Below are 11562 nucleotides of genomic sequence, written 5' to 3' on the forward strand. Positions count from 1 at the left end.
CATGAGGGAAGGCCGTGACCGACAAGCCCAAACATTTCTGCGGCGTTGCCGGTATGGCGCTGACCACTAACGTAGTCCCGCTTCTCAGGAAATCGCTGCGCGTCCTCCAGCACCGCGGGCAGGAGAGCGCCGGCATCGCCGTCTTCGACGTACGGATTCGATCGTTGAAGGGCATGGGCCTGGTGCGCGAGGTCCTCACTCCCGCCTCATTGAGCAATATGAAAGGGAACAGCGGCATCGGTCATGTGCGCTATTCTACCACCGGTTCTTCCTGTGCCGAGAACTGCGCCCCCATCGTCGTCACCACTCTACAAGGGGAAGTGGCCTTGGCGCACAACGGCGACATTGTGAATGCCGACAAGGTGCGCGCCAAGCTGCAGGCCGAGGGCTGGGCGTTCCTGACCACCACCGACTCGGAGATCATCGTGCGCCTGATGGCGAACGAGCTGAGCCAGAATCCAGATCCCATCCGGGCGATCAAGAACACCATGCGCATCATCGACGGCGCCTACTCGATCACGGCCATGTTCGGCGGGCGGGTCTTCGGTATGCGCGACCCATTGGGCTTCAGGCCCCTCTGCATCGGCAGGCTGCGCGACGGCTATGGTCTGGCCTCCGAGAGCGCGGTCTTTGACGTGCTCCAGGGAGAGTTCATCAGGGACGTGGCGCCGGGCGAGATCGTGGAGATCACTCCGCAAGGCTTCCAATCGCATTCCATCCCGGCCATGCCGCACCGGGCTCACTGCATGTTCGAGTGGGTGTACTTCGCCCGCCCGGACTCGATCATCGACGGGCTCGAGGTGTACACTTCGAGGAAGCGGCTAGGTCAGATACTGGCCGAGGAGCATCCATGCGACGCCGATGTGGTGGTGCCCGTGCCGGACTCTGGTCGCGCCCATGCTCTGGGCTACGCAGAGGTCGCCGGCCTCCCCTACGAAGAGGGGTTCATGAAGAACCGCTACGTGGAGAGGACGTTCATCATGCCGGAACAGACCGCGCGAGATGAGAGCGTCCTGCTCAAGCTCAATCCCATCCGATCCACCATCCGAGGCAAGCGCGTGGTCATCGTGGACGACTCCATCGTCCGGGGCACGACCATGAGGCGCATCGTGCAGATGACCAGGCGGGCCGGTGCAAAGGAAGTGCACGTGCGCATCGGTTGCCCTCCGGTCCGGGCTCCATGCTACTATGGCATAGACATGAAGACCCGGGAGCAGTTCGCGGCCACCAATCGAACCCCGGAGGAGATCGCCCGTCTCATCACCGCGGACAGCGTCGGCTATACATCCGTCCAGGGCCTGGTGCGAGCTCTCGGATTGCCGGAAGGCGACCTCTGCATGGCCTGTTTGACCGGCGAGTACCCATCCAATGTTCCGGGCGAGAAGATGCGCTTCCAGAGGAAGCTGGACGTCTGAGGCCGCTGCTCAAGTCAGAAAGGTTTAATTAGGCCATCGGCTTTTGCGATACCCACACGGGCCGGTAGATCAGCCGGAAGATCGCTATCTTGGCATGGTAGAGGCCGCGAGTTCAAATCTCGCCCGGTCCACCTCTTCTCACTTCTCGGTCGGCGACGTCGCCTCAAATCATGTTGACGAAAATCTCATCGCCTTCCACGTTGACCACGTAGGTTCTCAGGTCCAAGGCTTTCCCAAACGGGACCCACGGACCTTTGATCACCTTGCCCGTGCGCACGTCGAACTCCGATCCGTGCTTGGGGCACTTGACCGTGGTGCCAACAAGCTTCCCTTCCCACAGATGACCGGCGGCATGCGTGCACAGTCCGTCCATGGCGTAGAGCCCACCGTCAATATTCGCGACCAGTATCTTTCGGTCCCGCACATCCACGGCTATCATGCGGTTGGGCGGTATGTCGCTCATCTTGCCGGTCTTCACCTTGGTCACGGTCAGACACTCACATCAAGCGTTGCGAGCAGGCCCTATTCCTTACCTTCGTAGAGGCGCCATGGCAAGAAGTATATAGGGCGGCGACAAGATTCTCGGCCGGTCAGCATGATCATCGATGGCCATGTGCACGTCTGGCAGCGGAAGATGCTTCCGAACTCACTATTGCGAGCCTATCTGGAACCATTGCTGGCATTGGACGGTGTGGTGCTGGACATGAAGCTGGATCGGGAGGAGGATTGGCCCATGTCCCAGGTCGACGCCACCACTTTGATCGAATGCATGGACGACGCTGGGGTCGACCGGTCGGTGGTACTGCCCTTGGACTTCGGCATGGTGGAAGAGCCGGAAGTGGGCGTGGAGGCGTACAACGATTGGGTCTTCCAGTGCTGTCGCGACGCCTGCGATCGGTTGGTCCCTTTCATCGGCATCGATCCGGCCAGAGGAAAACGGGCGGAGGAACTGGTGAACAAGTACGTCAAGCACTGCGATGCCAAAGGGGTCAAGATATACCCTGCCACTGGCTACCTTCCGAGCGAGGAACGGATCGAATATTTTTGGAGACTGGTGGAGGAGAACGATCTGATCGTGGTGACGCACGGAGGGGCGAGCTGGGGCCCGCTGGATGACAAGTACACCCACCCCATCCTGTTCAAGGACGTCCTGGAGCGGCATCCGGAGCTGCGACTGGTGATCGCGCACCTGGGGGGCAAGTTCCGGGCAGAAACGTACGAGTTGGCGAAGCTCTTTCCCAACGTCTACGCGGACTGCTCCGCCCTGCAGGGATGGCTGCCGAGCGAGCCAGACATGTGCAAATCTCGGCTAAAAGAGGCCATAGCGAGCATGCCCGGCCGGGTCATCTTCGGGTCCGACTGGCCTCTCTTCGATATGGCCTATCCCTACACCTACTGGGTGCGTTTCGTGAGGGAGGAGAAGTGGTCGTCTGCGGAAGAGATAGAAAGGGTGATGGGCGGTACCATGGCCCGTCTGCTTCGTTTGTGAATTGCCCTATCCTTCGAACGGAACGCCCCACTTCCCTTCGAAGAAGTTGTCCCCTACTGGCTTCCTTTCCGGTCGAACGAGCTCCTGGGCCTTCTGCTTGTCCGAGAGCAGGGATCGGTCCGTTCCTGGATAGCCGATGATGATGGTGGTGATGACCACGTGATCATCGGGAATGCCCAGCTCCTTCTTGTGTATCAGTGGGTCATAGCCAGCGATGGGGTGGGCGATCAATCCTAGCTCAGTCGCCCTAAGCAACATCTCTCCCACGGCCAGACCGCAGCCGAAAAGGAAGTAATCACGGTGGTCGGAGAGGTGGCAGTCCTCTTCCAGCTTCGCGGCGAGGACGAAGATGACGGGAGCGGGTGTCCCCCAGACGTTGCCTTTCGACAAAGCCGTCTTCGCCTTGCCGAGCGCTTCCTGGTCCCGGCACACGACCACTCTCCAAGGTTGGCTGTTGATGCATGAAGGTGCCAATCGCATCGCCTCCACCAGGCTTGCGACCTTCTCTTCCTCCACCGGTCTCGAATCTATGGTGCGCGTGGCCCTACGAGCATGAATTGCGTCGATGACTTCCATTTGCGTCCCTGCTTGAGAATGGAACCCTCCGGGGCATAACCCTTGCGATGTCCACGCATGCCTCTGAGGTCCATCTTCCGGCCAATGTTATTATTAGTCGGAAAGGGTTACTCGTCCACATGGCATTCGACCTTACCATCTCTCCCATGCCAGAGATGTTGCTCCTGCTTGGAGGGTTGATCGCTCTGGTCATAGCTATCGTAGGGAAGAATCCCAAGACCAAGATCGACAATATCGCTGTCATCCTCGGCTTCTTTGTGGGCGCCGTGATGATCGTTGAGGCTCTGCTCCTGGTAGCTGCTGGAGGCAGGCCAGGCTCCACCATATTGATAATGGGGCTGCTGGGCTTCGGGCTCTTCATGCGCGTCTTCCGCAAGGTGAAGGTCGCATTGATCATAGCACTGGTCGGGGCACTGCTGACGGGCGTGGGCCTGTACCTGCTGGAGAAGTCGCTACATACCGGCCTGTTGTCACCGTTGGTGATCCTCATCATCGCCCTGGTGGTGATGGCGATCATCTATGGTTTGCTGGGAGTGGCCGAGTTCTTCGCGGACGTGGCCGGCGCGCTGCTGAGCTGGAGACCGGTGCTCTTCGTCATCGGACTGCTGGCCCTCGTCGAGGCGGTCCTGCTCTTCACCAGCAGTTCGCTGTCTGCGGTTGTCGGATAGGCCTGGGGCGATAGACACTCCAGACTGTCTGGCTCTCGACAGAAACCTCTTGAACTCCCTTATTCTGTTTTCTTATTCGCGATTCCAGGCGGTCCATGGTCCTGAGGTCCTCTGGCGCGGACGGTCAACCTGTAACCTATAAATGAGGGTACACGCATCGAGGGACGAGCGGGCTCGTGGCTTAGCCTGGATATAGCGCTGGCCTTCTAACCTGTCCTTCGGGACGGGGCAGTGAGCCAGATGTCTCGGGTTCGAATCCTTTGGCAAAAAGGCGGATATCCCGACGGGCCCGCTTCCCGAGGCAAAGTTACTTAAGTGCTGACAGAATCTCGGCACAAATACGTAGGAGTCAGCATAATGAAGCGAAGCTCACGCGCATGGAAGAAACGAGGCAAGCAGCGCTGGAAGTGGCGCAAGAAAAAGATGCGTCGCCGGAAGCGTGCCCAGAAGATGCGCAAGCGCTAACTCTGAATCACGGGGGTATGGGGTAATTCGGTATCCTCGCGGGCTCCAGTTAATTGGGTGTGATCGCAACGGGTTTGCTGACCGGTGATGACTAACTGGAGCGGTGACCCGTTAATTCGCGTGGGGTAGCTCCCCACGTGGTGGAAACCCGCTGATCTGGGTTCAAATCCCAGTGCCCCCACATTCCTTTACTGGCTCAGGTCGAATTTGTACCTCCTCGGGTATAAATGCACCTTTTTGATACCTGGCATATTGCTCCATCGCGAGGCGCATATCGTCGTGGTCCAAGCCCAAGTAGCGGAGGGTCGTCCGCGTGTCGGAGTGCCCGAATATCTTGGCGATCACTTCCAAGGGCATCTTGGCGTGGTACATCATCCTTCCGCAGGTCCGGCGCAGGTCGTGGTTCGATACCCTCTCAATGCTGGCTCGCTTCCCCACGGCACAGATAATGTTGTCTGCCTATGCAACTGACAACTAGGCAATTCCAGGATTATCCACTGCTTCGACGGGCTTATCTGCAGTGACGCGCCTGCATACCTCAAACGAGGATTTGACGTGCAGAGTGCCAGGGAAGGGTTATGGCAAGCGCGGTCGAGGGAGCTCTGGATCCCGATTACGTTAATCGTCATCGGGGCCGCGCTTGAGCTGCTCCAGTTCTTTTTCCTGTTGTACACCTATCTCTCCCACTGGACCCACGTTTCCTTTCCGAGCCTTTCTCTGGAGGCGGGTTATCTATTCCTGGCGCTCGGCCCCCTAGGGTTGCCATTGTTGGCTTTGGGTGCGGCCTTATTCTTGTTCATGAACCTCAAGGCTCAGTCCGGCGTAGCTACCTGGTCGAGAAGGCTCTTGGTTGCTGGAGCCCTGTTAATGGTTGTGGGCGGAGGCGTGCTTTCGGCGTACTACGTGGCGACGTACCAGTACCTCGCAAGCCATCATGTTTTCTCATCCGAAATGTATCAATGGGGGGCCCTGGGAGGAATGCTAAACGTTCTCGGAATCGTTTCGACCATGGTCGCTTCGGTGCTTCTCATTCGGTGCTTCAGGAGAGGGGTCCTCTCAATCGCGAAGTGAAGCAATTTGAATGGATCACAGGTCGCTCTCCGATTCTCTCAGTGCGTCGTCCTCGCTCGCTTCGCCAAGAACGACTGCTCGGTGGAATTGCTCAACTGCTTGGAAGCAGTCAATAGCATGCCATTCAGATATCGCAGGCAATCTTATGGGATCGCCTAGTCAAGACGTGTCTGTCGGATTATGATATGCTGGACAACAACGTTCATTCCAGAAGGAATCGGCAGATTCCGATTGACGCACTATTAACGGGCGTCAAAGCAAAACCTTTTATTAACCGGTGAATCATAGGCAAATGGGGAGTCCCCGTGGACCTTCTCCAACTTCCCCACCATTTACAAGTTTTGCGGGGGCTCCTCACTGTTGATTCTTCTAGCGCACGAACCCGGATTAGAGAATGTGCTGGATGTATTTCGACATCATTTGAGCGAACTCAGATCGAATTCGCGGCTCAATCGATCCAGCACCCGATGTTCTCGTGCCAGCGTTTCCCCCAGGGATGAGGACTCCTCGAAAGCCAGCTTGACCTTCTCCTGATGGTAGTCGTCCGCGGTCTTCCCCGCCCAATCGCCATGGATACGAATGCCAAGAGGACGAAGGGAGATGATCCCGAAGACGATAGCCAGGTCATAGAGCAGTTCCACGAAGAGCCAGGGATCGTATGGAATGGAACGGGGAAGTTCGTGCGGATAGCGCAGAACGAAGCTTCCGACCTTGACCGCCTGGGCAGTGGCCGAGGCTTTGTCGTCGGCGGTGAGGAAGAGCAGCTCTACGCGCTCTTCTTGCGCATGATGCGCCAGCGAACGCAGTATCTCTCCGTCGCGCTTCTCCTTGTCCTCGTTCCATGAACCTCCCGCCACCTCCCAGATCGCGTACCGTCCTTTCATCGCCAGGATCTCGGTCTGCGCGTTCATGGCCTTGCGCCCATCCTTGAGCAGGCAGTTCGCCAGCGTCCCTGCCAGCTTGGGGTTCTTGAACGCCTTCTTCAGGACCTCCAGATCCGTATCGCGATACTTGCGGTTGACGCGGTCGGCAATCTCCAGCTCCACCAGGTTCTCCAGGATGATCTGGACCTTGGACGGATCATAGTCCGGGACACCGCAGGCATCGCTGGACAGCAGCAATCGACTGAACAATCGGTGGTAGGCCAGGTTCGTGTCGATGGCCACCAGCGTCTGTTTGGGGTTGAGGGAGCTTCCCCGCCTCCTCTTCTCGATGTCTCGGATCTCGTTCATCATCTGCCCCAGATTCTCGGGAGGCACGAGCAGCGAGCTTTGCAAGGCGTCCTTGAGGTCGGGGTAGCTGGGAATCTCCTTGATCAGCATCGGTTCCCCCAACCGAGCCTGCACCTCCGAGTACGCCCGGTCGAATCGATCCCGCTCCACGACCCATTCGATGGAGGAGGTCTTCAAGTTAACCCCCATCAGATCCAGATCAAGGAAGGCCGAGGAGACTGCGAGGTTCGACCGTCCGCTTCCGAGCGCCTCGTTCAATACCGCCATGAGAAACGGCTTGGAGACCGTCATCTCGCTCATCCCTGCCCCTCCTTCTCCCCTTTGGTCGTTTCCAGCATGATGTCGTGCGAGTGCTGCAGGGACCGGGGGATCTCCACGTAGGCACGGTTGGCGTTCTTGAGCGAACCGATGTGCAGATAGAAGATGTGGTCGAAGAGCTGCCGCGGAGGTCCGGCGAAGACCGAGCCTAGCACCAGGACTTTCTTGCCAGGGGTGACATCCAACGCTACCTTATTGCCTAGGCGCTTCTCCTCACCGGCAATCCTGCCCACGAGCTCGGCCACCAGACGCACGTCCTCATCGTCCACCGTATGCTCGAGCACCTCTGCCTTTGATCCATACTCCTGGAGCAGTATCTGGACCATCCTGCTGGCGATGTGAGCACTGCTCGCTTCGCAGCCGGCGGTGAGGATGTGCACCCGGTCCGGAAGGAACTTGTGCTCTTTGATAGAACTCCATACTGAATTGAACAGCCCCCAGGTGCTCCTGCCATACAGGGTGATCAGGACGTTGGCCAATGCTCTTCCACCTTGGCCAGCACTATCGACTCCTGCGGTAAAATAGATTGCCGCCTTCTCATCTGGTCTGAAGGATGAGGCAGATCTCTTCTTGGACCCGTTCGGGCGGAGCCCAGGTGTTCACCAGGTGAATGTCCACATTCTTCAACAGGTTCTCGAAGAAGCGCACTCTCAGTGCATGCTTGCGTCCGTCCCTCACCAGCTGATGGGGGTTGCAGAAATCGTGGCGTTCAAGATACTCCAGAGCATCGTTCGGGGCCAGGCTCCTGGTCATCGTCTTCTCTATCTCATCTCTGTGCAGGAGGATGACGGTGTGAAGAGAGGTCATGGGCAGGACGCCAGTGTTGCCGATGATCCATCTCACGTTCATTACGCCCCGCTCCTGGCCATCCAGCTTCGCCTGGTCCACCAGGGGTCTGAACTCTGGCCATGTTCCGGCTATGCTGCCTTCCACATAGCAGTTCTTCTCCGATCCGAAGACCAGGTGCCTCTTGTCCGAGAGTCGGACGAAGAACCAGTCATCGGTGATGAGCCTGGCCTCCGGAAGGCGAAGCAGACCCCAGGAGTGGGTGGTCTTGCCGGTCTTGGAGGGAGCGATGATGGCGATGCCCCTTCCCTCCAGGTCGATGGCGGCCCCGTGCACCGAGTAGATCGAATGCTCATCCTCCAGGATGTCCCCGGCGATGGCCAGGGCCACGCTCTTGATCCAGCCGTAGTAGTCGAGGTTGAAGGCGAAGGCGGTGCGAGTGAGCGGTTCGTAGAGCACTTCCGTACCCCTCGTAGGATCGTGCGCCGCCACCAGCCGGCCATGAGAGCGGATGTTCTCCGACATGACGTAGAAGTTGTCCTCCCAAATACGCTTCAGCCCTTCGTCGTCAGTGAGCAGCTTGATGCAACAGCCGTAGATGTCGGACTTGCGGGTATGGAGCAATCTGCTTTCCAATTGTTGCCAAAGATCATCCTTCTCCTCGGGAGAGATGAGGCGCATTGAGTAGGGCATGCTACGACCTTGCTTGATATCGCAGCCCCGAGCATAATTGCCTTGCCCTTGGATGGGGGGCATCATCTGTTGCCGTTGGAGCTGTTCCCGGACTTGAGGAGCTTGTACTCCAGGGAATCGATGAGCGCCAACAGGCTCGCCTCGATGATGTTGCTTGAGACGCCCACCGTGGTCCAGGTCATAGCCCCATCGGTAGAGCGGATGAGCACCCGCACCGTCGCCTCCGTAGCTGCGCTAGCGTCTATGACTCGCACTTTGTAGTCGATGAGCCGGATCTCCCTTATCACCGGGTAGAATCGCTCCAATGCCTTGCGCAGCGCCTTGTCCAGCGCGTTCACGGGACCGTTGCCGTCGGAGGCGGTGTGCTCTATGACCCCGTTCGGGTCCACCACCCTCACGCTCGCCTCGGAGCGCATTGTGTCGCCCGACACATCCACGAAGATCCTGAAACCCTCCAGTTTGAAGGGCCGGTGATCCTCTCCTATCAGCCTGCGGACCAGGAGCTCGAAGCTCGCCTCCGCCGCCTCGAACTGGTAGCCCATGGCCTCCATGTGCTTGAGCTTCTCCAGGATGGACTTGCCCTTGTCCTTCTCTTCTTCGATTCCCAGCTCCTTGGCCTTGGCCAGGATGCTGGAGGTGCCGGAGAGCTCCGAGATCAGGATGCGCCGCTCGTTGCCCACCTTCGATGGCTCTATGTGCTCGTAGGTGCGGGGGTCCTTGAGCACTGCGCTGACGTGGACGCCTCCTTTGTGCGCGAAGGCGCTCCTGCCCACGTACGGAAGGCGGAGATCGGGAACGATGTTGGCCACCTCTCCTACGAAAATGGAGAGTGCGGTCAGTTGTGAGAGGTCCTTGACTGACGACTTCCGGCCCATCTTGATCGACACGGCAGGGATGATGGAGCAGAGATTGGCGTTGCCGCAGCGCTCCCCCAGGCCGTTGATGGTGCCCTGGACCATGACGGCGCCAGCTCCCACGGCCGCCAGGGAATTGGCCACCGCCAGTTCTCCGTCGTTGTGAGCGTGTACACCTACCGCCACATGGCACTGCTTGGACACCTCGGTCACCGCCTTTCTCACCTCATTAGGCAAGCTCCCGCCGTTGGTGTCGCAGAGGACCAGATATCGAGCCCCGGCCTTTTCCGCTACGTGGACGGCTTCCAACGCGTAGTCGTGATTGTTCTTCCATCCGTCGAAGAAATGCTCGGCGTCGAAGATGACCTTCCTTCCCTTTCCAGCGAGGTGGGAGACCGTGTCCTCGATGATACTAAGATTCTCCTTCAACGGGACTCCCAACGCGATCTTGGCATGGAGGTCCCAGGTCTTCCCGAAGACGCACACGTACTCCGTCCCGGAGTCGATGAGCGCCTTCATGGCGATATCATGCTCCGCAGTGGAACCTACCTTCCTGGTAGAACCGAAGCTCACCAACTTGGAATTGGTCAGCTCGAGCTTCTGCGCCGCTTTGAAGAAGGCCTTGTCCTTGGGGTTGGAGCCAGGGAAGCCCCCCTCCACGAAATCTATGCCAAATGCATCTAACCTAGCCAGGACATCCAGCTTATCCTCGTTCGAGAAAGAGACACCCTCGGTCTGCGCTCCGTCCCTCAAGGTCGTATCGTAGATCTCAACTCGATCGACCAATAAATAAATCCCTTCTTTCAGATTTATTTGACATGGCCATACCTGCCGTGGTGTGGCACAGCATAACACACCGTTCGTATTTAAAGCTCGCGACCTTTGGCCACGCAGTTCTCCTTCATCAGCGCCGCCAGATCGCTCAGCACCGCTGAGGCGGTCTCTAGACGTCCCGCCCCTTTGCCGGCAACGGTCATTTCGCCGGCCAAATCGGTCATCAGCTGGAAGATGTTGAGCGTGCCTCCGATGGCCAAGGGATGACCTATCGGCACCAGTCGGGGCGATACCTCCAATCGAGTGGGGGATACCTCCGCTACCAGGCGGATGACCTTCTTCTCCGCCGCCGCCAGGGAGACCGCCTCCAGCGAGACTCCTCGGATCCCTACCCGCCTCACATCGTGGAAGGTGCACTCCCTTCCGAAGATGGCGTTGGCCAATATCGCCGCCTTGGCTGCGGAATCGATGCCGTCGATGTCGTAGGATGGGTCCTTCTCCGCATATCCTAACTCTTGAGCCTCGCGCAATGCCTGTTCGAACGGCAGCCCTTCCTCCTTCATGCGGTTGAGGATGAAGTTGCAGGTGCCGTTGACGATGGCGCGGATGGAATGTATCTTCTCCCCGACCAGCAGGTCTCTTGATACATTGATGATGGGCGTGGCCCCTCCTACGGAGGCCTCGAACCTCATGCGCGCACCATTCTTCTTCGCCGCTGCGGAGAGTTCCTTGAACTTGAGCGCCAGGGGGCCTTTGTTCGCCGTCACCACGTCCTTTCCGGACGTCAAGGCGGCCATCATGTGAGAGAGCCCAGGCTCCCCATCTCGGATATTGGTAGGGGTCACCTCCACCATCACGTCGTAGTGGAAGTCGGCCAGCAGCTCAGGCACGGAACGTCCCTCGAGGCGCGGTCCGACCTTGCCCAGCTTCTCCTTGCGGACGATCATCTCCCTAGGATCTAGCCCTTTCCCGTTGAGCTCGTAGCTGGAGGAATCGAACACCCCCACCAACCGGAGCTTCTCTCCGAATGCGGAATGGAGCGCCGGGGCCTTGCGGACGATGACCTCCGCCACGCCCTGACCCACGGTCCCGAAGCCGACGATGACCACGTCCATGTTCATTCCCCCAGCCCGCTGATGAGCAGGAAGCCGGATTGAAGCGTCCTCTGGCGCAGGAAATCGTCCACCCTAGCCAAGGCGGCCTTTTGCTTCACCTTGCCGA

Annotated in this window: 11 protein-coding genes and 3 tRNA genes; 7 read left to right on the plus strand and 7 right to left on the minus strand. The window is 58.6% G+C overall.

Annotated elements, in window-relative coordinates:
• The first annotated feature begins 14 nt into the window (after nt 1–14).
• Both purF and NT137_06240 read left to right on the plus strand, forming a co-directional pair.
• Nucleotides 15–1415 (plus strand): amidophosphoribosyltransferase, encoded by a 1401-nt coding sequence (gene purF, locus NT137_06235; protein MCX6652935.1) that lies wholly within the window; start codon nt 15–17, stop codon nt 1413–1415.
• A 58-nt stretch (nt 1416–1473) separates the two neighbouring features.
• Nucleotides 1474–1546 (plus strand) — tRNA-Ala (locus tag NT137_06240).
• A 32-nt stretch (nt 1547–1578) separates the two neighbouring features.
• On the opposite strand, the gene NT137_06245 is transcribed toward NT137_06240, so the two are convergent.
• On the minus strand, nt 1579–1902 hold the full coding sequence (locus tag NT137_06245) for a non-heme iron oxygenase ferredoxin subunit (GenBank protein MCX6652936.1): 324 nt from the start codon (nt 1900–1902) through the stop codon (nt 1579–1581).
• Nucleotides 1903–2010: 108 nt separating this feature from the next.
• On the opposite strand from NT137_06245, the gene NT137_06250 reads away from it, so the two are divergent.
• Nucleotides 2011–2904 carry an amidohydrolase family protein gene (locus NT137_06250; protein ID MCX6652937.1) on the plus strand — a complete coding sequence of 298 codons (894 nt, stop codon included), beginning with the start codon at nt 2011–2013 and terminating at the stop codon, nt 2902–2904.
• Nucleotides 2905–2910: 6 nt separating this feature from the next.
• On the opposite strand, the gene NT137_06255 is transcribed toward NT137_06250, so the two are convergent.
• Entirely contained in the window at nt 2911–3480 is a 570-nt protein-coding gene (locus NT137_06255; GenBank protein MCX6652938.1) for a nitroreductase family protein, read from the minus strand.
• 119 nt (nt 3481–3599) lie between these two features.
• Here NT137_06255 and NT137_06260 point away from each other — a divergent pair, with 119 nt between their 5' ends.
• From NT137_06260 to NT137_06275, 4 genes are all read left to right on the plus strand, one after another.
• The gene (locus tag NT137_06260) at nt 3600–4148 is read left to right on the plus strand and encodes a hypothetical protein (protein MCX6652939.1); all 549 of its coding nucleotides are present in this window, start codon (nt 3600–3602) and stop codon (nt 4146–4148) included.
• A 170-nt stretch (nt 4149–4318) separates the two neighbouring features.
• Nucleotides 4319–4440, plus strand: a tRNA-Arg gene (locus NT137_06265).
• Nucleotides 4441–4624: 184 nt separating this feature from the next.
• Nucleotides 4625–4794 (plus strand) — tRNA-Trp (locus tag NT137_06270).
• Between the two features lie 374 nt (nt 4795–5168).
• Complete coding sequence (locus tag NT137_06275; protein MCX6652940.1) at nt 5169–5684, plus strand: hypothetical protein; 516 nt, start codon at nt 5169–5171, stop codon at nt 5682–5684.
• A gap of 416 nt (nt 5685–6100) precedes the next feature.
• Here NT137_06275 and NT137_06280 read toward each other — a convergent pair whose 3' ends face one another.
• The 5 genes from NT137_06280 to NT137_06300 form a co-directional block, all read right to left on the minus strand.
• Nucleotides 6101–7216 (minus strand): hypothetical protein, encoded by a 1116-nt coding sequence (locus NT137_06280; GenBank protein MCX6652941.1) that lies wholly within the window; start codon nt 7214–7216, stop codon nt 6101–6103.
• Complete coding sequence (locus NT137_06285) at nt 7213–7713, minus strand: hypothetical protein (GenBank protein MCX6652942.1); 501 nt, start codon at nt 7711–7713, stop codon at nt 7213–7215. The genes NT137_06280 and NT137_06285 overlap by 4 nt, the downstream gene beginning before the upstream one ends.
• A gap of 58 nt (nt 7714–7771) precedes the next feature.
• The gene (locus NT137_06290; GenBank protein ID MCX6652943.1) at nt 7772–8713 is read right to left on the minus strand and encodes a hypothetical protein; all 942 of its coding nucleotides are present in this window, start codon (nt 8711–8713) and stop codon (nt 7772–7774) included.
• Between the two features lie 62 nt (nt 8714–8775).
• Complete coding sequence (gene cimA, locus NT137_06295) at nt 8776–10353, minus strand: citramalate synthase (protein MCX6652944.1); 1578 nt, start codon at nt 10351–10353, stop codon at nt 8776–8778.
• Nucleotides 10354–10433: 80 nt separating this feature from the next.
• Nucleotides 10434–11462 carry a homoserine dehydrogenase gene (locus tag NT137_06300; protein ID MCX6652945.1) on the minus strand — a complete coding sequence of 343 codons (1029 nt, stop codon included), beginning with the start codon at nt 11460–11462 and terminating at the stop codon, nt 10434–10436.
• Nucleotides 11463–11562 lie beyond the last annotated feature (100 nt).

The organism is Methanomassiliicoccales archaeon (assembly GCA_026394375.1).
In the GTDB taxonomy this organism is placed as follows: domain Archaea; phylum Thermoplasmatota; class Thermoplasmata; order Methanomassiliicoccales; family UBA472; genus JAJRAL01.